This window comes from Thalassotalea sp. G20_0, from assembly GCF_017744175.1.
Taxonomy (GTDB): Bacteria; Pseudomonadota; Gammaproteobacteria; order Pseudomonadales; family Endozoicomonadaceae; genus Endozoicomonas.
Genome location: NZ_JAGHQV010000006.1, coordinates 12878 through 34749, shown reverse-complemented (window position 1 = coordinate 34749; position 21872 = coordinate 12878). Strand labels below are relative to the sequence as shown.

Annotated in this window: 16 protein-coding genes; 15 read left to right on the top strand and 1 reads right to left on the bottom strand. The window is 50.5% G+C overall.

Translation table 11 applies throughout. The features are described from left to right. Positions 1-100: 100 nt before the first annotated feature. The 9 genes from map (at position 101) to J7438_RS04965 (ending at position 13990) form a co-directional block, all read left to right on the top strand. Positions 101-895, top strand: coding sequence for a type I methionyl aminopeptidase (gene map, locus J7438_RS05005; protein ID WP_209200031.1), 795 nt, complete (start codon positions 101-103; stop codon positions 893-895). Position 896: 1 nt separating this feature from the next. Beyond that, on the top strand, positions 897-3608 hold the full coding sequence (glnD, locus tag J7438_RS05000; RefSeq protein ID WP_209275674.1) for a [protein-PII] uridylyltransferase: 2712 nt from the start codon (positions 897-899) through the stop codon (positions 3606-3608). Between the two features lie 362 nt (positions 3609-3970). Continuing rightward, positions 3971-4924 (top strand): magnesium/cobalt transporter CorA, encoded by a 954-nt coding sequence (corA, locus tag J7438_RS04995; protein WP_209275673.1) that lies wholly within the window; start codon positions 3971-3973, stop codon positions 4922-4924. A gap of 81 nt (positions 4925-5005) precedes the next feature. After that, entirely contained in the window at positions 5006-5491 is a 486-nt protein-coding gene (locus J7438_RS04990) for an aminoacyl-tRNA deacylase (RefSeq protein ID WP_209200028.1), read from the top strand. A gap of 178 nt (positions 5492-5669) precedes the next feature. Continuing rightward, complete coding sequence (brnQ, locus tag J7438_RS04985; protein ID WP_209200027.1) at positions 5670-7001, top strand: branched-chain amino acid transport system II carrier protein; 1332 nt, start codon at positions 5670-5672, stop codon at positions 6999-7001. A 600-nt stretch (positions 7002-7601) separates the two neighbouring features. Continuing rightward, positions 7602-8723 (top strand): ATP-dependent zinc protease family protein, encoded by a 1122-nt coding sequence (locus J7438_RS04980; protein WP_209275672.1) that lies wholly within the window; start codon positions 7602-7604, stop codon positions 8721-8723. A gap of 241 nt (positions 8724-8964) precedes the next feature. Beyond that, entirely contained in the window at positions 8965-10497 is a 1533-nt protein-coding gene (locus tag J7438_RS04975) for an inactive transglutaminase family protein (protein WP_209275671.1), read from the top strand. A 12-nt stretch (positions 10498-10509) separates the two neighbouring features. Beyond that, positions 10510-11556 carry an alpha-L-glutamate ligase-like protein gene (locus J7438_RS04970; RefSeq protein WP_209275670.1) on the top strand — a complete coding sequence of 349 codons (1047 nt, stop codon included), beginning with the start codon at positions 10510-10512 and terminating at the stop codon, positions 11554-11556. A gap of 163 nt (positions 11557-11719) precedes the next feature. Continuing rightward, positions 11720-13990 (top strand): diguanylate cyclase, encoded by a 2271-nt coding sequence (locus J7438_RS04965; RefSeq protein ID WP_209275669.1) that lies wholly within the window; start codon positions 11720-11722, stop codon positions 13988-13990. A gap of 32 nt (positions 13991-14022) precedes the next feature. Here J7438_RS04965 and J7438_RS04960 read toward each other — a convergent pair whose 3' ends face one another. After that, the gene (locus J7438_RS04960) at positions 14023-15489 is read right to left on the bottom strand and encodes an SET domain-containing protein (protein ID WP_209275668.1); all 1467 of its coding nucleotides are present in this window, start codon (positions 15487-15489) and stop codon (positions 14023-14025) included. A gap of 268 nt (positions 15490-15757) precedes the next feature. On the opposite strand from J7438_RS04960, the gene J7438_RS04955 reads away from it, so the two are divergent. The 6 genes from J7438_RS04955 to J7438_RS04930 all read left to right on the top strand — a co-directional run bounded on the left by J7438_RS04955 (position 15758) and on the right by J7438_RS04930 (position 21750). Further along, positions 15758-17737, top strand: coding sequence for a hypothetical protein (locus J7438_RS04955; RefSeq protein WP_209275667.1), 1980 nt, complete (start codon positions 15758-15760; stop codon positions 17735-17737). Positions 17738-18044: 307 nt separating this feature from the next. Continuing rightward, a complete protein-coding gene (locus J7438_RS04950; RefSeq protein ID WP_209275666.1) occupies positions 18045-19646 on the top strand; it encodes a cytochrome ubiquinol oxidase subunit I in 1602 nt (533 codons plus the stop codon). Between the two features lie 6 nt (positions 19647-19652). Next, positions 19653-20792, top strand: a complete 1140-nt coding sequence (gene cydB / locus J7438_RS04945) for a cytochrome d ubiquinol oxidase subunit II (RefSeq protein WP_209275665.1) — start codon at positions 19653-19655, stop codon at positions 20790-20792. A 15-nt stretch (positions 20793-20807) separates the two neighbouring features. Continuing rightward, complete coding sequence (gene cydX, locus J7438_RS04940; RefSeq protein ID WP_163373267.1) at positions 20808-20927, top strand: cytochrome bd-I oxidase subunit CydX; 120 nt, start codon at positions 20808-20810, stop codon at positions 20925-20927. A gap of 210 nt (positions 20928-21137) precedes the next feature. Beyond that, the gene (locus tag J7438_RS04935; RefSeq protein ID WP_209275664.1) at positions 21138-21485 is read left to right on the top strand and encodes a hypothetical protein; all 348 of its coding nucleotides are present in this window, start codon (positions 21138-21140) and stop codon (positions 21483-21485) included. 16 nt (positions 21486-21501) lie between these two features. Further along, positions 21502-21750, top strand: a complete 249-nt coding sequence (locus J7438_RS04930) for a LexA family protein (RefSeq protein WP_209275663.1) — start codon at positions 21502-21504, stop codon at positions 21748-21750. Positions 21751-21872: the final 122 nt, after the last annotated feature.

Sequence of the window (21872 nt, the reverse complement as noted above, 5' to 3'; positions counted from 1 at the left end):
CCTGACGGATATAATATTGTTAATACTTCGCTTGGGGATTCTGGTAAGATAACACGAATTATCATTTGACTTTCGCATCTTTAAGCGGCCTGACCTGACAATGAATGTAACCATCAAAACCCCTGAAGAAATTGAAAAGATGCGCATCGCTGGCCGTCTGGCCGCTGAAGTGCTGGAAATGATCGAACCCCATGTGCAGCCCGGCGTCTCAACCGGCGAACTGGATAGCCTCTGCCATGATTATATTGTCAATGTGCAGAAGGCAATCCCTGCCCCATTACATTACGGCGCAGCCCCGGGCAGACCCGGCTTCCCCAAGTCCACCTGCATTTCCATCAACCAGGTCGTTTGTCACGGCATTCCCAGTGATAAAAAATTTCTGAAAAGCGGTGACGTTGTTAATATCGATATCACTGTGATCAAAGATGGCTACCATGGCGATACCAGCAAAATGTTCCTGGTTGGTGATGTTCAACCATTTAACCAGAGGCTGGTACAGGTGACCCAGGAGTGTCTCTACCTGGGTATTGAGCAAGTGAAACCAGGTAACCGTCTAAGCGATATCGGTCGTGTAATTGCCAGACATGCCCACGGCAATCATTTCTCGGTTGTTGAAGAGTACTGCGGCCACGGCATTGGCAGAGTGTTCCATGAAGACCCACAGGTCATCCATTATGAAGGTTATAACGATAGAAATGACTGTGTCCTGCAAGAGGGCATGACATTTACTATCGAACCAATGATCAATGCTGGCAAGAAAGGGACCAAACTGCTGGGCGATGGCTGGACAGCGGTAACCAGAGACCGGCGCCCTTCTGCCCAGTGGGAACACACCATTGCTGTAACCGCTACAGGCTATGAAGTGCTCACCAAACGAAAAGAAGAAAACTTCTAAAATGAGCAATCCGTTTCAGAAAATCCCAACCTCTGTTCAGGACCATCTTTTCAACAAGAGTCAGTTCCGGGCGGACCTAACGATTTCCAAAACCCCGATACCGGCCTATAAGAAATGCCTGAAGGAAGCCACATCCAAAATGGATCAATGGTTTCTGGATGGTATGGATATAGAGCAACTGGTATTTGCCAGGGCATGGTTGATGGATCAGATTCTGCGGCTGGCCTGGGAACATCTGAACTGGAGTGACAGCTGCCCCATCACCCTACTGGCCGTTGGCGGTTACGGCAGAGGGGAGCTGCACCCCGGATCCGACATTGACATTCTGATACTGCTGGAAAAAGACCATTACCATGAGCACCAGGATGCGATCGAACATTTCCTGACTTTACTCTGGGATATCGGTTTAAAAGTCGGCTCCAGTGTCCGCTCCCTTGATGAGTGTGCCAGCCAGGCCGCTGACGATCTGACCATCATCACCAACCTGATAGAGTCCAGGGTTATATCCGGTCCGGCATTTCTGCACGAATACCTGCTGGACCTGATTGACACTGAACATATGTGGCCCAGTCAACGGTATCTTCAGGCGAAATTCGATGAACAACGTAAACGACACCGTAAATATAATGATACCGAATACGATCTGGAGCCAAATATCAAGGGTTCACCGGGCGGTCTTCGGGATCTGCATATGCTTGGATGGGTGGCCCGTCGCCACTACGGGACTCATGATCCCGCTGAGCTTCTGGAGCTTGGATTCCTGAGCAATGTTGAATATCAGCAGCTGCAGAGGTGCCGGGCATTTCTCTGGAAAATCCGCTGGGCACTTCACTCCCTGACCGGACGGGGAGAAGATCGCCTGTTGTTTGACCACCAGCGAACACTGGCCAGCCAGTTTGGTTATCACGACCACACAGGCGCTTTGGCGGTAGAGCAGTTTATGCAGAGCTACTTTCGCACGGTCATGATTGTCAGCCAGCTAAAAGACCTGCTGTTGCAACATTTTGACGACGATATTCTCAGCGCTGGCATCGTTCATAAAGTTCATGCCATTAATGAACGCTTCCAGGTATGCAATAACTACATTGAAACCGTCCACGATAGAGTCTTTGCCGAACACCCGCCCGCGATTCTGGAGATGTTTGTGCTGCTCACCCGGGATCAGACAATCCAGGGCCCCACCGCTGAAACCATACGACTGCTGAGAGATTACCGCCACCTGGTAGACGGTACTTTTCGCAAAGACCCAAGATGCACAAGGCTGTTTCTGGAACTCATGCGTGCCCCCTATGCTTTAACAGCGTCGTTAAAAAGGCTGGCCCGCTACGGCATACTGGGTCGCTACCTTCCGGAGTTTGGTCGAATCATAGGGCAGATGCAGTATGATCTTTTCCACACACTCACAGTGGATGCCCATACCCTGTTATTAATAAAGTACCTGAGAAGTTTTTCCTATCAAAAGAGCCATCAGCAGTTTCCTATTGCCTCAAGAATCATCCATCGAATACCCAAACCGGAATTACTTTATCTGGCAGGCCTTTACCATGATATCGGTAAAGGCCGTGGAGGCGATCACTCCCAGCTCGGTGCCGAGGATGCACAGCAATTCTGTCGTGTTCATGGCCTGAATAAGGAAGATACTGCGCTGATTGTCTGGCTGGTGCAGGAACACCTGACCATGTCCGTCACCGCTCAGAAAAAAGATCTGTCCGACCCGAAAGTGATTCAGGACTTCGCCCGACGTGTCGGTACCCGGGAACGACTGAAATACCTTTACCTCCTGACAGTAGCGGATATTAATGCCACCAACCCCGGGCTTTGGAATGGCTGGAGAGCCTCTCTGTTGCAACAGCTTTTCTCGCAAACCCACCAGCTTTTGAAACGGGGCGTCGATAATCTGCCGGAAATGAATGAGCAGATCGCCAACACCAAACAACGGGCAATGGCTCTGTTAATCGAAAAAGGCCTGAAAGAGGAAGACATATCCTATCTCTGGGATCAGTTTAATGATGAGTATTTTCTCCGTCACCAAAGTGATGAAATCAGCTGGCAGACCGAAGGTATTCTCCAGCATGACTCAGAAAAGCCGATGATCGTGATTCCGGAAATTGCCGATGGTTATGAGCACCAGGGGTCAAGCGTGTTTGTCTATACCCATGACCAGTCCAATCTGTTTGCTGCCACGGTAGCGGCGTTTCATCAGCTGGGACTGGCCATTCAGGATGCCCGTATCATTACCTCCAGAAGTAACTACAGCCTTGATACCTATACCGTGCTTGAAGAAGATGGCTCTGCCATCGGGCCCAATGCCGAACGGATACTGGACATCAAAACGCACCTGCTGAATACCCTGTCTGCACCAGACACATTCCCGGACCTTATTCGCCGTCGAACACCACGGCAACTGCGCTATTTTAACCGGGAGCCTGCGGTGCTGATCAGCAATCAGATTGAACCCAGGCAAACAGTGCTGGATATCACCGCAACGGACCGCCCCGGGCTGCTTGCCCTGATCGGCAAAACCTTCGCCAGACTGAATCTGCAGGTACACGGTGCCAAAATTGCTACCTTTGGGGAAAAGGTCGAAGACAGTTTTATCATAGCTGACCGTAACGGTGAGGCCATTCAGGATGCTGCGAGCTGCAACGAGATATGCATTGCATTAATCCGTGTACTGCGTGAAGCTTCAAGCCATGATGCCATTACACCTTGATACCTGAGTTTCATGGTGCATGGCGGTTGGGGCACGATTCGGCTCGCGATCCGACCTGTATTGAGACCGTTTTGCGGGTGTAGCGCCCCCCCGTAATCAGAGCGTTCAGCCCCCGTCACTTTCCTTATACTACCATGCCAGGTTATTAGCACCTGACACATTCCCACTATCCTAATAGAAGTCAATTATCGTACAATTCCTCTCCTTTTTGTTACCAAACGGTGCAACCCTCTGAAATCTGAAATGACAATATCCTCCGTTGTTTTTTAAAATATTCAGGGTCTGGTCGTTCAGATAGCTTGGTGGCTGGCACTATGATTTTGAGTCGGCCAATCTATTTCGTTATCAATAAGGCAGTAACTATGATCTTTGCCTATAGTGCTCAGGATAACCAATTTTCCATTGACCGGGTGACGCCAGATTTCCCGTCGGCCAAGGGCACTATATGGCTGGAAGCAACAGAGCCGGACAGTGCTGAGCACCAATGGTTAACAACCCACTTCCCGGGCTGTCTGCCCGAAGAAGAAGATCTGGGAGAGATTGAAATTTCCTCTCGCTACTTTGAAACCGAAAGCGGCATTCATATTCGCTCCCTGTTTCCCCACAGGTCCGGCCACGAGCTGAGAAATATTAACGTCGCATTCAACCTCAGACCCGATAAACTGATCACCCTTCAGGATGAGCCCACCGGTTTATTCAGGCTTATGCGCAAACACCTTAAAACCCAGCATATCAAGGCAACAACGCCTCTGGAGGTGATCATTGCCCTGTTTGATGCCAAGGTTGAATACCTTGCTGATACTCTGGAAGAAGTTTACGAGGATCTGGAAGAAGTCAGCAAGAACACGCTGTCAGAGCAGTATAAAGATGTTGATGAGCAGCTGCGCACCATCACACTTCAGGAGGACCTGAATGGCAAAGTCCGGTTGAATCTGCTGGATACCCAGCGCTCACTTCGTTACCTGATGCGCGCATGCAGCCACATGCTCAATGATGAACAGAAAGACAATATCAGGGATATGCTTCGGGATATTGAATCCCTGACACCACACACCGGCTTCCTGTTCGAGAAAATCAACTTTCTGATGGAGTCCACCATGGGCTACATCAATCTTGAGCAGAACAACATAATCAAGATTTTCTCAGTGGCCGCCGTTATGTTCCTCCCGCCGACACTGATTGCCAGTATTTACGGGATGAATTTCAAAATCATGCCAGAGCTCTCGATTGAGTTCGGCTATCCAATTGCACTCGGACTTATGTTGTTGAGCGCGTTAGCCACCTTTCTGTTTTTTAAACGTAAAGGCTGGTTGTAATACCAATAGCCCCTGAAATACAACCATCAGCGGCTATACTCTTTTCACCTCAAGCCAAAATTTACTGGGGTGATTTCTATCATGAGCATTGCCAACACAGTTTACGATTACCTTGCCAGGCAGCATATTCCCTATCAAACCATCCGACATCAACCCAGCAAAAGTTCAGTGCAGAGCGCCATCGCCGCCCGTATTCCATTGCACCAGCTGGCCAAGGCAGTGGTCCTGAAAGATAGTCTTGATCACTACCTGATGGCCATTTTACCAGCAGCCAACCGGGTCAATATTCACCAGGTGAGCCAAATCACCAACTCAAAACTGCAGTTCGCCACAGAACACGAACTTAACTCCAGGTTCAAAGACTGCGAACCCGGAGCTATTCCCCCCTTTGGCGAGCCCTACAATATGCCAGTGCTCTGGGACAACCGGCTGTGCCAGAGCCCGGATGTTTTCCTGGAAGCCGGTGATCATGAAACCCTGATCTGCCTATTGCAGGAAAGCTTGCAACAAATCAGCAATGATCAGCCCCATGATGACCTTTGTTCAGCACCACCGGGAAATCATTAAATGATTGACGTAGCGCTTTTTCGGACTCTTCGATTGCCCTGCTACCACTTTCACAGATAGCGTCCATACTGATAGCAGGCAGCTGGTTATCTGTCATCAGAAAGGCTATTTAATTAATGTAAAAAAGGAGCAGATCCCGGTAAAACTTCAATAATCGGGGATTCTGGAAGCTGAAAACATGAAACAAAAACTGAGTTTACAGAATATTGTCGGTATGGGGTTTATGGTATTTGCCATGTTTCTCGGGGCAGGAAACCTGATTTTTCCACCCATGGTGGGGCAACTTGCCGGGCAGGATATGTGGTATGCCGCTGCGGGTTTCCTGCTTACCGGCGTAGGCCTGCCACTACTGGGCATTGTTGCCATCGCCAGAGTGGGTGGCGGATTCAACGAAATCAGTGGCGAAATGCCCAGAGCCCTAATCATCGCCCTTGGTTCCTGCATTTACCTGATTATTGGCCCATTGTATGCCGTTCCAAGGACCGCCCTGGTCTCTTTTGAAGTGGGAATCACACCATTTTTGGCCGAGCCCGACAAACCCAGCCAGCTGATATTCAGCCTGATCTTTTTCAGTATCTCCTGGTACCTGTCTATCCGGCCCGGAAAACTGCTGGAGTCGGTAGGCGAACTGATTACTCCGGCGTTAATTGCCCTGCTGGTCATTCTCGGTCTCTCACCAATTTTTTCACCTCTCGGCGTTCCCGGGCAAGCCATGGATACTTATACCGAATCACCGGTTATCAAGGGATTCCTTGAGGGTTATATGACCATGGATGCCCTCGCGGCACTTATGTTCGGCATTGTCATCATCACCAATCTTAAATCCCATGGTATTGAAGATAAGTCCAGCCTGTTTCATTACAGTATCATTACCGGCATCATCGCAGCGGCCGGACTTGCCCTGGTTTACCTCTCTCTATTCTACCTGGGAGCCACCAGCCGGGAGGTCGCCCCCGATCCGGACAACGGCGGGCAAATCCTGACCATTTATGCCGAGACATTGTTCGGAACCACCGGGATAGCACTGCTCGCGGCTGTAGTCACATTGGCCTGCCTGACCACGGCCATTGGCTGTATCACCGCCGCCAGTGAGTACTTTGATGAAATGTTCGAAAGGGTCAGCTATCGAACCATCGTCACCATCATAAGCATAATCTGTGTCTTTTTTGCCAATATGGAGTTAAACGAGATTATTGATCTTTTTATTCCAGTACTGCTGATTCTCTATCCAATCTCCATAACATTGATTTTCCTTGGGCTTATTCGCGACTGGCTACCCAGACCCGTCCTGACTTACCGGGCCACACTGGCGGTCATTTTCATCTTCAGCATCATTGATGCTCTGCGCATAAAAGAGTTTGCAGCGCTACAGCCTGTTTTACAGCCTTTTAGCATGATTCCCGGCTATGAAGTACATATGGTCTGGCTACTTCCGTCTCTGGCTGTATTAATCATTACCGTTCTGATTGGCTTGCTCACCAAACCTGCATCGAACTGTCAAACGCCATAATAAATAGTCAAAACTCTCAGGGTAGACATTAAGCTTTACCCCTACATGTTCAATGGGTTTCGGGTGAAACCACGAAGGTCACGAAGAGCACAAATGCCCATGACTGAAAATATTTTGCGCCACCCTCAGGGATGAAAAATGGTTACGCAAAATATTTTTCACGGGCAAAGAAGAGCTTTTCTTTTCCTTCGTGCTCTTCGTGTCCTTCGTGGTTCCATCTTTAACGTCCTATCCGGGCAGGCTTATATACCGCTACAGACATACCCGTCTCAAATGCAAACAGATCCTTAATAACAAAAGTTATTTTTCAACACCCCCTGTTTCTACTACAAGCCCCTCTGGACATAAACATTCGGCTCCTGACACATCTCAGAATTTAACAATTGGCAAGCGAAGGCAGATCAAGTAAGCTTTCCAGCTTTTAGTTGCCAATACTTCAGCCACTATCACCGGACTCCTTTAGGCTCTACGGTTTTGTTGATGACAGGCAACCGCCATGGCTGCACGCATAAAATGCGAGAGCCTTAAATAGTCCCCAAAAAACGTAGTGCTTGTCACATGTTTCGCAACTTGGCTCTGCCTGCTTTATTTGTTTTAACCATGATTTTAACCGGATGCCAGACAGCTTTTTATAAAGAGCGTCCTGCCAAGGACGATTCTCGTATTACCCAACCCATTCCGGTTCCGGAAACGTCGGAACACCCCATGGTGCCAGCAAGGCCCGAGGCACAAACAAAGCCTCCTGCCGATACCCATACGATTACCATTCGTGAGCAGACCATCCAGACACCGGCTCATCAGGATGGCCTGCTCGTTCTTGGCATCAACGAAACCGCTACCCTGCCAAACCTGAACCTCAAAATGGAGGCAAAGCTGGATACCGGCGCAGAAAACAGTTCCGTGGATGCCAGAGAGATTCAGTTTTTTGAGCGTGATGGCAAAAAGTGGGTCAGGTTTGAGCTCCATCGTACGTCCAAAGGGACTGAGCTGATGGAGTTACCGCTGAAAAGTGTCACCCGGATCAAACGTCCGGGGCTCCCATCGGTGGAGCGCCCGATTGTCATGATGACCATAACCATCGGTGACATTACCCAGTCTGTGCCTGTTTCACTGACTGATCGCAGCAACTATGAGTCACCGCTGCTGATCGGGCGCAGCTTTATGCAGGATCTGGCTGTTATTGACGTCAATCAGAAGCATATTGCCACTAAAACGGTGATCAGCTCCAATAACCGTAAAGCCCTGGTTCCCGTTACCCAGAAATCCTACACCAGGGCTATCATCAAACCGGTCAGCATTAAAGGCCTGGTCACCGTGGGCGCTGTTGAACATATGACGCTGCCTGATGCCGATACGGTCCTCAAAGCCCGAATTGATACCGGTGCCCTGACCTCATCCATAGATGCACGGGATATTGAGTTTTTCGAAAAAGATGGCAAAGACTGGGTTCGCTTCCGATTGGCAAACTCCACTGGTGCTCTTATATCCATGCAGGAGCCGGTCACCCGGTTTGTTCGGATCAAACGTCATGGAGAAGAGCCTGAACGACGCCCGGTGATCACGTTGAACGCCAGCATTGGTGACATCCTTGTGCCGACACAATTCACTTTGCGCAGCCGTGAAAACTATGAATTCCCGGCATTGATCGGTGCCCGTTTCCTTGAGAAACGAGCGCTTGTGGATGTATCCAGAGAATACACATCGGATACCAAACAGCCCTGAGCAGGTGTTGCAAAAGCGATAAAAGCGTTGAACCACAAAGACACCAAGGCACAAAGAAAGCCTTTTTTGTTTGCTGAGTCCAGAAAAAACTCTGTGTCTTTGTGCCTTTGTGGTTCCCTTCTTTATTAAGGCCGTTGGCAACATCACCCTGAGCGGCAAAAAGCCATTAGCAGGTTCAGTAGAAAATAAGGCTCTTCCTACCAACTGAACCCGAGACAGACAGTTAAAAGCGAGGAAAAGAATGAAAGGTCGTTTTCAGCTTGGCCTTATGATTGCCGGACTGATTGTCGCCGGCCTTGGATTAACCCTGTACAAACACTTCGCACTGGGTTTTCCGCTATTGGGCAAGGATGTCTCTACTGTCTGGAGTATTGAAGCCTGGGTGAGCTTCAAAGCCCGGGGACAGGCTGCCCAGGCAAGCCTGACCCTTCCGGATCAGCAGCCCGATGTAAGAATTCTCGATGAATCCTTTGCCTCACCCGGCTATGGCATTAACCAGACCAACGATGGCGGTCAGCGCCGTGTAGCCTGGAGTATCCGCAAAGCGGATGGTCGCCAGGATCTGTTTTATAAGGTTAAGATCCGTCTGGAGCCCGGCATCAACCCCAGCGTGAATGACCAGCCCGAACCGTTCATTGCGCCGGTGCTGCCCGAGCCCTATCAAACCGCGGCCAAAAGCCTGTTAAAACAGGTGACTGAACACTCAGCAGACACGGTCAGTTTTGCCGGCACCATGATCAGCCAGTTTAATGCCAAAGAACCCGGCCAGAACACCAATATGCTGCTCGGTATGGTGGAAGAAGGGGTCAAGCTTCCGGACTTGCTGGTCAATCTACTCCATATGGGTAATATCCCCGCTCGCATTGTCCGGGGCCTGCACCTGGAAGATGGCCGACGCAGACAACCCATTATCGACATGATAGAGGTGTATGATGGCACCGAATGGCAGCTCTTTGATCCCAAAACCGGTAAAGCAGGCAACCCGGACGCCTTCTTTCTCTGGCAGCGCGGGGCCAAATCACTGCTGGATGTTATGGGCGGGGTTAACTCTGACGTCAGGTTCTCTATTATTTCCCAGAATGCCCCGACCCGGGAGCTGGCACTTACTCAGGCAAACCAGGATGGTGCTGCCTTAATAGACTTTTCCATCTACTCCCTGCCATTGGAAGTCCAGAATGCCTTTAAGATCATTCTGTTGATACCGATCGGGGTATTGGTTGTGCTATTTATGCGCATCATCGTTGGTCTGCGCACCTCCGGTACCTTTATGCCGGTGCTGATTTCCATGGCTTTCCTGCAAACTCAATTAATACCCGGGCTGGTGATTTTCATCTCCCTGGTATCCATTGGTTTATGGATACGATCTTTCCTTAGTCAGCAAAACATGCTGCTAGTGGCAAGGCTGGGGGCTGTCATCATTGTTGTCATTCTGATCATGGCCGCCATGAGTATCTTCAGCTGGAAGCTGGGCATCACCCAGGCACTGACGGTCACGTTCTTCCCGATGATCATTCTGGCATGGACCATTGAACGGATGTCCATCCTCTGGGAAGAAGAAGGCCCCGGTGATGTCGTGAAAGAAGGCGGCGGCAGTCTTCTGGTAGCCACCCTGAGTTATCTGTTAATGTCCAATCCCGTTGTTGAACAGCTCACCTTCAACTTCCCTGAACTGATGCTCACCTTATTGGGCATTGTTCTGCTGCTTGGTCAGTACACTGGCTATCGACTGCTTGAACTCAAGCGGTTCTACCCACTGGTTCATTCGGATAAGTAGAGGTCGGTTTCCATGGGATGGTTAACAAGCTTCGTGCAAAACACGCTGGCAAAAAGCTCAATAACAACTCCTTCCCGGCTCAGGGAGTCCGGGATACTGAGCATGAACAGTCGCAACCTGAATTATATCTCCCGGTATAACCCCAGACGCCTCCTGCCCCTGGTGGACGACAAACTGACCACCAAACGCATGGCCGAGAAAGCCGGTGTCGATGTACCAAAACTGATTGGCGTGATTGAATACCAGTCCGATATCCGCAAGTTAAAGGGCATTCTGGAACCACTGGATAAGTTTGTTATCAAACCGGCCAAGGGCAGTGGCGGCAAAGGCATTCTGGTGATTACTGGCCGTGATGGTGATCGATACGTCAAGGCCAGCGGCGAAAGTCTATCCTTTGACGCCATTAGCCGTGATGTGTCCAATATTCTCGGCGGTCTCTACAGTCTGGGCGGCAAATCAGACGTTGCCGTTATCGAAAGCCTGATCGTCGCTGACCCCATTTTTAATGACTACAGCTTTGAAGGCGTACCGGATATCCGGGTCATTGTGTTCCGGGGCTTCCCGGTTATGGCGATGATGCGCCTGGCCACCCGGAAATCCGATGGCAAGGCCAACCTGCACCAGGGGGCAGTGGGCGTCGGCCTGGACATGGCAACCGGCAACAGCCTGAGAAGCGTGCAGCATGATTTGCCGGTCAGCCTTCATCCGGATACGGGGCACAATTTCTCAACCCTCAACGTGCCTCACTGGCATAAGATCTTATGCCTGTCTGCTGCCTGCCATGAGATGACCAACCTGGGCTACCTGGGTGTCGATCTGGTGCTGGATAAGCATCTTGGCCCTCTGATTCTGGAGCTCAACGCCAGACCGGGGCTGGCGATTCAGATTGCCAATGGCCAGGGGATCGAGCCCAGGCTGAAAATGATTGAATCCCTGCGCAAGCATGACCTGGCTATTGAAGAACGGGTTGCTTTTTCACAGCAGCATTTTGGGGCAACTGTCTTGAACACCGCAGAAAACATCAATAGTGATGCCTCCGGAAAAGTAGCAATACCATAGTGGCTATTGCTATTGATAGTTAGAACCCACAAAGTCATTTTGTGACCATGTTAGCAAGGTTTGAAAAGCCACCTGTGAAACCAGTACAAACGCTTCACAGAACTCCTGCGACTGTGTAAGAATGTCTTAAATGCTCTGCTTCTCCAGGAAGGAGGAAGCTCAATTGCTATCCACGATCAATGGACAACAGGCAGTCGATCTGAAACTTGTATCCTCGTTAGGGAAGACGATATTGCTGTTTCCGAGACAACACTTACCCGAAAAAAATCATAAGCGCCGGGTCATCCATCACCCTGCCAGCGGCCTTCGCCTGCTTTTTCTGGTGTTATGGCTGTCGCTTTCCGGCTCATTAATTGCCGAGCCCATTTACCTCAGTGGTGATGATGCCATCACCAACCTGCCTCTGGTGCCGGTAAATCCACCGTCTGACATTTTTCAAAGCTCACTCCCCAATGAAAATACCCCCCTGAACTGGTATCGCCTGGATCTTGAACTGTCACCCTACTCCCCCCATGACTGGCTGATGGTATTCCACCAGATTCCCCATAAAAAGCTGGATGTTTTTATCCCGGTCAACAACGGGTATCAACTGACAAAAATGGGGATTGACGGTGCACTGTCAGGCATGGTGCCCAACACCCTACAGCTAACACTCAAGCCCGGGGAAAGCAAAACCTGGTATCTACGTCATGATCCGGTAGCGCTCAATCAGCTCAATCCTGAGTTATGGCCCTCTCTGGACTACTATAAAGCGCTGAGTGAACAGCAAACCGTCATCGGCTCGATTCAGACGCTGTTGATCGTCGCCTTGATTTTCATCTTTACCCTGACCATCCGGAATCGAACCCCTGCCTTGTATCTACTGATCAGCCATCTGCTTGCTGCCAACCTGATGATTCTGATGTGGAAAGGCGACATTTTTCGTGCTGTCTCATGGCCGGGGGAGCCGGGCCACTGGCTTATTCTGATAACAGCGGTGGTGCTGGTCACCGGTATTGCCAGCTATCGAAGCCTGGCACTGCTGCCGGTCTACACCCCAAAAATGAATCGAATGATTCGTGCACTGAACATCGTTGCAATGGCGCTCGCGGTTTATGGGATCACCTCTGCCAGCAATGCATCAGTGGCAACCCTGAAACTCGCCGCCTACACACTTCTGGCCAGTCTCACCCTGGCTGTGTTGGCCACCGCCTACTGTCTCTATAATGGCATTCGCCCCGCAAAAGTGGCCTTTCCTTCAGCACTGACCATGCTCATTTTACTCTCATGGTTATGGTATCCCAACGCAGAGTCAGGAAGCCTGACAACCTACCCTGAGATTATACTCCTCTCGGTTCATGCAGCCCTGCTGCCTCTGTTTTACTGGTACGGTCACCAGCAGAACCTGAACCACGCCATGTCGATTAATGCCATCGCCCCTGCCAGCAAAAAACGGCGTATCTTTGAGTCAGCACTGCGTGAACACCTGCAAACCCCGGACTCACCACTTTCCGACAATGAGCTGATCCAGAAAGTATTGACCACCTTCGACCAGGTATTACCTGGCGTTCCTGCCATGGTGTTTTGTCACCAGCAGGATGAATGGCACTTTTCCCCCGGGGAAACCTCTGACTACTTAAAAGCCGCTGAAAATTTAGCCAGGCAGCTTCCAGATATCGAAGAGGACTTGCTCAGCGTTATCGCTTCAGGCATCGAAACAAAAATCAATTTTAAAGACCGGTTTGGCACCATCTATTGGCTATTCCCACTGAATATAGATGCCGGGAATAAAGTACTTATGGTACTGGCCCCCTCCAGATATCACCGGAATGCCACTACCTGGCAAACCGCCAGCGATATCAGCAACCATGCATGCACCCTCTTTCAGGCAAACCGACAGTCGCTCTTCTGGCAGCAGCAGGCCAACCTTGACCCACTGACCGGCTTGCTGAACCGGCGAGCCTTTTGTCAGGAAGCAGAGAATATCATCCAGACTGCTCTTGACTCTGACCCAATCCGCCCCTGCTGCGCCCTGTTTATGGACATTGATAACTTTAAGCAACTGAATGACCTGCTGGGTCACAATGTCGGTGACCAGATACTTAAAACCACAGCTGTTATATGCCGTAAGTCTCTCCGACATCAAGACCTACTGGGGCGTTACGGGGGTGAAGAGTTTGTTGCATTATTGCCCGATACAGAGCCCTGGCAGGCATTTCATGTGGCTGAACGAATGAGGAGTGCCATCGCCAGTGAACATGCAAAAAACAATCAATGGGCGAACAATCAGCCCACAACCGTGAGCATCGGTATTGCTACCCTGTCCAAAGATGTGAACTCCCTGGACAGGCTGCTTGAGGAGGCAGATACGGCAATGTACCAGGCAAAACAGACAGGTAAAAACCGGACATCAATCAGCACAAGCCTGAACGATGTTCGTTTGCCAGCCACATAAGCACCCTAAAAAGAGAGAACAGGGTTACCACCTCAACCACGAGGTACCTCAGAACCCTGGTGTTGCTGTTTTTTTGCCTGCCTGTGGCTTTTGCGAAGTGCTTCCGAGGCATAATAAGCGGGCGCTGCAACAAACGGCGATATTGACTGCTTACCCGGTACGTCATTATTAAGTGTCTTGATGAAGCCAAGCTGGCTCTGCAGATTTTTCTCGCATTTTTCTCTTTCCCGGGCGGCTGTCATCATCAAGCCTGATTGTTCCCATTCGTCCGGCGGAAGTGAACGGTGATTAACCAATAACTCCTCCCCGACAGCGATATCCCTTTCGGCAAAATAGACAGGGAAGGTAAGATTACCAGAACGGGTATTCACTGAAACAAACGACATGATGACATTGTTATCTTTGACCCTGTTGGCCGCATTCAGAAAATGCATCGGTGTATAACGCTCGTTATCCGGCAAAAAGACAACCGTGTTCGTAGAATCTGAAGAAAACCCCGCCATTGTGAATTTCGAGAGCGTTCGCTGCGTTTGATCCTTACCTCTCAGACCTGCCATCAGGGTCCGGTAGTAACTCATGAAATCCGGCATTTCAGTAGTCACTTTCTGATGCACATGCTCAGGTTTCCAATTGTGGTTATACTTGGCCCACTCCCTTTTGTTGAGCACATAGCCAATACCGGAATAGACCCCGATCAACTCCCCCCCCTTAACTGGTGCACGGGTAAATACCCCGTAATTTTTTTCTGGCTCTGTACCCGAAGCATCAGAGCAGTTAAAGCCATAATCAACAAAACGGTATTCAAATCGCGCCTGAAAGTATTGCCGGGCCTCTTGCTCAGACATTATCAACTGGTCAACCAGACGGGGTAGCAAAGCTTGATTCAACTGAAATTCCGGCAGCAACTGACTGCTGGCCAGACGGGACATCCAGAAATAAGGCTGGTAAGTATGCCCGGGAGGAAGTTCAGAGTCTGAAATAGCCCGGCTCCCCAACGCTCTACTGGCCATGCCCTGCCCATTGCTGCCAGTGGCGAAGGCCTGGGGTGCTGAATGCCGTGAAGGTTTGTTCAGTAGCGACAGAAGCATTGTTTCTGTTATTCCCCGACTGAATATGCTGGTGTCTGGAAGTGCACGTATATCTGCTGCCAGCTGCTCCGGGGCTACTGCATGATCACTGTCATGTCCGGCGCGGTTGGCAGAGGTGGAGAAAACTTCTGATGTCGCCACTCTCGAGGCTACAGATGAAACTACAGATGCAGTGGTTGAATCGTCAGTTAATGGACTTATCTTTGATTCAAACATATTTCCGGAAGCGGTTGCTGCAACGCTGTCAGAACCTGAGTGACTGAGACTCGGCTCATCACTGCGGGAAGCGGCAACACCACGGGCAAAGGCCACGACCTGACTTTTCCTGCCACCACTCGATTCCCGTTGCCCATCACCCGGATCAGGGGGATTTACAGCCATTTTTGACGGTAACAAGGTATTCGGTTCCATAAGTTCCCTATTGTTGTAAACTTGCAACAGCGCTCTCCAAAACTTTGACAAAGTGCATGCCCAAAAGTTCAACTCACTGCAAAGCCAAACCCTTTGCCCATTAAAGCAACGAATGCCCTTCCCTGACGTCTGATTCATTTAAACAGACACAATCCAACGTTTTTCAGGGGCACCTGCCACTATCGTAGATTTACATATAGGGATTTACGGTTAAGGCTGATTAGAATACCTCACAAAAGAGCACTCCCCGCCGCAGGTTCACGCCAACATGTCGAATGCAACCGGCCTTCATAACACTGCTCCCGATAACCAGGAGCCACAGAAAAAAGAGCTGGACAACGTTGACCTTAAACTGGAAGGCCGTGACCTTCGCTGGCTTGAAAAAGTGGCCAGAGCCCCGCAACAGGAGCCCTGGAGTGTCATCATTCTGCAGTACGCATGGACGGCCGGCCCGGTCACCCTGATGGCCGCCTACTTTGGCTACTATTTTGCGTATGGCGAAATGATGCCGATTGAACGGGCTTTTTATTTCCTCGGCTACTCGGTTATCGCGGTGGCACTGGGTATGGGCTACCGCCTGTTTCATAACATGACCCACGGTCGGCAACAGGTAAGAGAACGGATAAGCCTTCTGAACCTGATCGACCAGATTTCCGAGCTGATCTACCAGGTTCGCGACCTTGGCCAGGCGAATATGACAGAAGAACAGCGTCGTATACATTCTGCGGGTATCCTGTTGCGCAAGCTTGATCTCGGCCCCGAGTGGGTTGCTGCCGCAATAGAAGACCTGACCGGTAACCAGCAACTGGCAAAACAGGCAGAGCGCATTGAAATATTCCGCCGCGCCGGACTTTATAACCGGATGCAGGACATCATCCATGAGGCCAGAGACGAAGCCGATAATGCCTGGCTCGCCCTCAATGAGAACCACCCACGAACCGCTGAGGCCCTGAAAAAGCGCCTGAACGGCATTGTAGCCCGCCCCCATGATGGACAGAAACGGGAACCTCTCTTTATTGAGCGGATTCTTTCCGCAATTGAGGAAGGCAATGAAAACCTGATGACCCTGCACGACGTGGAGGAGATACTCACCCTCTGTTTTGAGCTGATCTGCGGCCGGGAAATTGCCTACCTGAAAATTGAGTACACCGGTCACTGGGATCTTGCCAGGGCCCTGGATAAGCTTGAGGAAGAACGCAACGATCTGCGCATCAGCCGTGCCAGAGTCTATTCCCGCCTGAAGGCATTAACCACCTACCTGAACAATATCGGGATTCCTTCGGACATTGGCAGCGGTAACGGACTAAGTACCCACAAACTGCTGGCCACCGCCACAAAATCCCTGGACAACCTGAGCCTTCAGGTACGTGAAGCCCGTCAGCTGACCCTGTCCAGCCCCCAGAAAAAAACGGCAAAAAAACATCTGCTGACGCTCACCTCAAAAAGCCAGCAGCTGGAAAAAGCGCTCCAGATCTACAACGAAAGCCGCAGGGCCTACCTGAAACAGGGACGGGACAGCCTGCAATTAAAGCGAGCCCTGAAGAACTGGCAGAAACTCTCCAGTAAATATCAATATCAAAATAATGAAAACCTGAAGCGCAGTCTCACCATCTCGGAACAAACCATTTTCCTTGATGTGGAGGCTAAGGCAGAAGTCACACAACGTATTCTGCACTACCTCAATGAGTCACCCTACTTACCCAAAGCCGTGCATGAAACACTGTCGACTGACGACAACAGCCAGATTAACTCAGTAAAGACCGACGCCGGGAACCTCCTGGCCGAAACCGGGGCCCGTGATATCGCCATTGAGATAGCGACCATTCTCGATCCTTACATTCATCTACATGATCCACAAATCCAAAGGGCCATCGAAAGTGCCAATGCCACCAGTCTGGCCAATATTGAACCGGGAATGAGTGCCCGGACCAAAGCCGCCTGGGGAGAAGCGATGGCCGGTGCCGTGGCAAAGAACCTCGCCGCCAGTGCGGAGAAACTGGCGCAAAACCTGATCCGTTATTACCGGGTGCCACTCAGTGACCAGACCATCAACTTTCTGGTTAAAACCTATAGTGCCAGCCTTGAAAGGCTTCAGTTTATTGCCCGTTATGAAACACCATTGAGTGCTTCCTACTCTCTGGACAATGTCTCAGCCATGGAAGTTCCGGGGCCAAAAGATACCTGGCAAATTGATCTGTACAACGCAAAAAAAACGATCACCCGCCTGAGCCTGAAAGGCATGGCATAAGCGGTGATCCAGAGCGACCAGCCGACCGTAGCAACCTGAACAGAGCAATAAGTCAAACAGTATGCGGCATACCGAAATATACCTATTTTCTTACATAAGATACTATCTCTCGCTGATTACTTATTGCCCAGACCCGCTATCAAAGGCTCAATGATTTCACCGGCCGTGTCTTTTCATACAAGGCCACCGGATCCGGAACGCCCTCCGGTTCCTGCTATCTTGTTGGGAGCCGCTGGCTGAAGCCACATTTACGTTCTATGATGCAGGTAGCTGGGCGTTACTCCAATTTTATCTATGGAGGAGTCGTATGATTCTGGAAGAAGTCATAGATCTCTCGCGCTTTCAATTTGCCATTACTGCGCTCTATCACTTTTTATTTGTGCCACTGACCATTGGCATGACCTTTATCCTTGCCATTATGGAATCCGTCTATGTGATGACGGGTAAACAGATCTACAAGGATATGACCAAATTCTGGGGCAAACTCTTTGGTATCAACTTTGCCGTGGGTGTCGCCACCGGTCTGACCATGGAGTTCCAGTTTGGTACCAACTGGTCCTACTATTCCCACTACGTAGGCGATATTTTCGGCGCACCACTGGCCATTGAAGCCCTGATGGCTTTCTTCCTGGAATCCACTTTCGTAGGCATGTTCTTCTTCGGTTGGGATCGCCTGAGTAAAGTACAGCACCTGGCCTGTACCTGGTTGATGGCCATTGGCACCAACCTGTCGGCACTCTGGATTCTGATTGCCAACGCCTGGATGCAGAACCCGGTGGGTGCCGAGTTCAACTTTGAAACCATGCGCATGGAGATGACCAGCTTTGCCGACCTGGTATTCAACCCGGTGGCACAGGTTAAATTTATCCATACGGTAGCGGCTGGTTATACCACAGGTGCTATTTTCGTCCTGTCCATTTCTGCCTACTACCTGCTGAACCATCGTGATATCGGCTTTGCCCGCCGCTCTTTCGCCGTGGCTTCAGGATTTGGTCTGGCGGCTATTCTGTCCGTTATCCTTCTGGGTGACGAATCCGGCTATGAGCTGGGCGATGTTCAGGAAGTAAAACTGGCCGCCATTGAAGCGGAATGGGACACCCACCCGGCACCGGCCAGCTTCACCGTGATCGGGATTCCTGACCAGGAAACCATGCAAACCGATTACGCCATCAGAATCCCTTACCTGATGGGCATAATTGCCACCCGCTCACTGGATGAAGAAGTCACGGGCATCAAAGACCTGATTGAAAACAAGATGGTCCGTATTCAGAGCGGTATGGAGGCCTATGAACTGCTGCAAAAACTGAAAAGTGGCCAGGATACACCACAAAACCGGGCAGCCTTCCTGGAAGTGGTGGATGACCTCGGCTACGGCCTGTTGCTGACCCGCTACACCGACAACATTCCTGCGGCCACCGATGCCATGATCCGTCAAGCGGCTGAAGATGCTATTCCAACCGTATGGCCACTGTTCTTTGCCTTCCGCATCATGGTTGGCTGTGGCGTCCTGATGCTGCTGCTTCTGGTAACTGCATTTGTGAAAACCGCCCGCCGTAATGAATACAAAAGTCGCTTCTTCCTGAAACTCTGCCTCTGGTCGCTGCCCCTTCCCTGGATTGCCAGTGAAATGGGCTGGTTTGTGGCGGAATTCGGCCGTCAGCCATGGTCGATCTCCGGTATCCTGCCCACCTATCTGTCGGCATCCACCCGGACGGTCACCGATCTTTACCTGAGCATCGCAGGCTTTACGCTGTTCTACGGTATCTTTGCCGTCATTGAGGTCTGGCTGCTGGTGAAGTATGCCAGACTGGGCCCAAGCAGCCTGCACACCGGACGTTACCACTTCGAACAACAACAGGCGTTAACCGATGCTGTGGTTTCTGACAGTCCCCTCCACGGAAAAGCATAAGGAGCGATGACGATGGATTATGAAATTCTCCGATTTATCTGGTGGGTTCTGATCGGCGTCCTGTTTATCGGTTTTGCCATTATGGATGGCTACGATCTCGGCACTGCCAACCTTCTGCCATTTATGAGTAAAAACGACACTGAACGTCGAATTATGATCAACGCGGTTGCGCCCCACTGGGATGGTAACCAGGTTTGGCTGATCACGGCCGGTGGTGCCCTGTTTGCCGCCTGGCCTACCGTCTATGCGACGGCCTTCTCCGGCTTTTACTGGGCAATGGTTCTGGTGCTATTTGCCCTGTTGATTCGCCCCATGGCTTTTGACTACCGCTCAAAACTGCCTGACCCACGCTGGCGCAACGCCTGGGACTGGGGACTGTTTGTCAGCGGTATTGTCCCATCCCTGGTGTTTGGCGTTGCCTTTGGCAACATCTTTGTCGGCTTTGGCTTTACCCTGGACGACTTTATGCGTTCCAGCTTCTCTGGCTCATTCTTTGATCTGCTCAACCCATTCTCACTACTGTGCGGCGTGGTCAGTGCAGCCATGTTGACCATGCAGGGCGCTGTCTGGCAGAAAATGCGTTCTGGCGAACCCATCCGTCACCGTGCAGCAATGGTCGCCCGCTACTCTGCCCTGCTGACCATGGTGGCATTTGCCGCAGCCGGTTTCTGGGTTGCCCATATCAACGGTTACCAGGTCACCAGCATTCTGGATACCAATGCACCATCCAACCCGCTGGAAAAAACCGTCACGCTTGCTCAAGGAGCCTGGCTGAATAACTACAGCCAATACCCCATCATGATCATTGCACCTGTGCTCGGCTTTTTGGGTAGCCTTGGCGTTATGATCTTCTCCGGCACCAAACAGGATGGGCTTAACTTTACCTGCTCATCCCTGGCACAGGCCGGTATTATCATGACTGCGGGTTTCAGTCTGTTCCCGTTTGTACTGACTTCAAGTACCGACCCATCCTTCAGCCTGACCCTCTGGGACGCAACCTCCAGCTTTATGACCCTGGCCATCATGACCGGCGTTGCCGTTGTGTTTGTTCCCATCATCCTTGGCTACACCATTTGGTGTTTCTACAAACTCTGGGGTCGCATGACCGCCGAACGCATTGAAAAAGAAAGTCATTCACTTTACTAGAGAGGGAGCTGAACAATGTGGTATTTTGCATGGATCCTGGGTGTACTGCTGGCTTGTGCGTTTGGGATTATTAATGTGATGTGGTACGAATTTCATTCGGACAATTTTGATAATGAAATCAATGAGTTAGACTGATCGAAAATTTTTCAGGTTGCAATTTGATTGTAACCTGAGCCTCAGAAACGGTACCAAACCGTACCTTCAGCGCATTTTGCGGTGAAATTCGTACTGGTAAAATGGTATCGTTTTATTTGTACCTCCTTGGTACAGCTTGGTTTTCCCGCAACCATCGAATAAACTCCCGCCTCAGCTATTCAACCACTGCATAAGAAGTACTTTCAGTCCATGAAAACCCGCGACCTGCTCAAACTCCCTGATCTCAAACTGGCCCAGGCCATCAGCACCATGAAAGGCAAGGAGTGCGAGAAACACGCCCGGAACTACACCAGAATTCTGGGCATAGAGTTTGAAAAAGCGATTATGCACGCCACCCACGCCGCCATGTTCAGTCAGAGCGACGACCCGGTCAAACTGCGCACCTATAAAGCCATAGTTGATCTGGTGGCTAGCGATACTGAATACGGCGAAAGGGAAGCAACAATTCTTACTGCCCTGCTATTAGCCCATATCAGCAAGAAAATGGATCTGGTTCAGTCCCTTGTTGCTCAAACGCCACCATTTGCCATGTCGTGAAGTTCAAGAACTAACTATGAGTTCAAAGAAACCACCCTATACGCCACTGCAAGGCCAGTACCTGTCGTTTATTTACTACTACACGAAGATCAATGGCATGCCACCAGCGGAAAAGGATTTGCAGCGATATTTTCAGGTTACCCCACCCACCGTTCACCAGATGGTGGTGAAACTGCACCAGCTTGGCCTGATTAGTCGGGTACCCGGACAAGCCCGGACAATGAAGGTGGAGCTACCTGTTGAAGAGTTGCCCTTTCTTGATTAAATAATCCGTTGGTCGCGAAATTAGCTCAGAACCTGTTCATACGCAAAGTGGGCAGTTTTTCCCTTTCCCATCGCAAAAACACGACTACCGCCAAACACCTTACATGCGTACAATGACTGATT

What these genes read in the sequence shown, in the direction of transcription:
- J7438_RS04980 (WP_209275672.1), top strand. Translation starts at nt 7,602, where the DNA reads ATGATTTTAACCGGATGCCAGACAGCTTTTTATAAAGAGCGTCCTGCC.
- brnQ (WP_209200027.1), top strand. Translation starts at nt 5,670, where the DNA reads ATGAAACAAAAACTGAGTTTACAGAATATTGTCGGTATGGGGTTTATG.
- J7438_RS04970 (WP_209275670.1), top strand. Translation starts at nt 10,510, where the DNA reads ATGGGATGGTTAACAAGCTTCGTGCAAAACACGCTGGCAAAAAGCTCA.
- map (WP_209200031.1), top strand. Translation starts at nt 101, where the DNA reads ATGAATGTAACCATCAAAACCCCTGAAGAAATTGAAAAGATGCGCATC.
- glnD (WP_209275674.1), top strand. Translation starts at nt 897, where the DNA reads ATGAGCAATCCGTTTCAGAAAATCCCAACCTCTGTTCAGGACCATCTT.
- cydX (WP_163373267.1), top strand. Translation starts at nt 20,808, where the DNA reads ATGTGGTATTTTGCATGGATCCTGGGTGTACTGCTGGCTTGTGCGTTT.
- cydB (WP_209275665.1), top strand. Translation starts at nt 19,653, where the DNA reads ATGACGATGGATTATGAAATTCTCCGATTTATCTGGTGGGTTCTGATC.
- J7438_RS04930 (WP_209275663.1), top strand. Translation starts at nt 21,502, where the DNA reads ATGAGTTCAAAGAAACCACCCTATACGCCACTGCAAGGCCAGTACCTG.
- J7438_RS04955 (WP_209275667.1), top strand. Translation starts at nt 15,758, where the DNA reads ATGTCGAATGCAACCGGCCTTCATAACACTGCTCCCGATAACCAGGAG.
- J7438_RS04990 (WP_209200028.1), top strand. Translation starts at nt 5,006, where the DNA reads ATGAGCATTGCCAACACAGTTTACGATTACCTTGCCAGGCAGCATATT.
- J7438_RS04960 (WP_209275668.1), bottom strand. Translation starts at nt 15,489, where the DNA reads ATGGAACCGAATACCTTGTTACCGTCAAAAATGGCTGTAAATCCCCCT.
- corA (WP_209275673.1), top strand. Translation starts at nt 3,971, where the DNA reads ATGATCTTTGCCTATAGTGCTCAGGATAACCAATTTTCCATTGACCGG.
- J7438_RS04935 (WP_209275664.1), top strand. Translation starts at nt 21,138, where the DNA reads ATGAAAACCCGCGACCTGCTCAAACTCCCTGATCTCAAACTGGCCCAG.
- J7438_RS04950 (WP_209275666.1), top strand. Translation starts at nt 18,045, where the DNA reads ATGATTCTGGAAGAAGTCATAGATCTCTCGCGCTTTCAATTTGCCATT.
- J7438_RS04975 (WP_209275671.1), top strand. Translation starts at nt 8,965, where the DNA reads ATGAAAGGTCGTTTTCAGCTTGGCCTTATGATTGCCGGACTGATTGTC.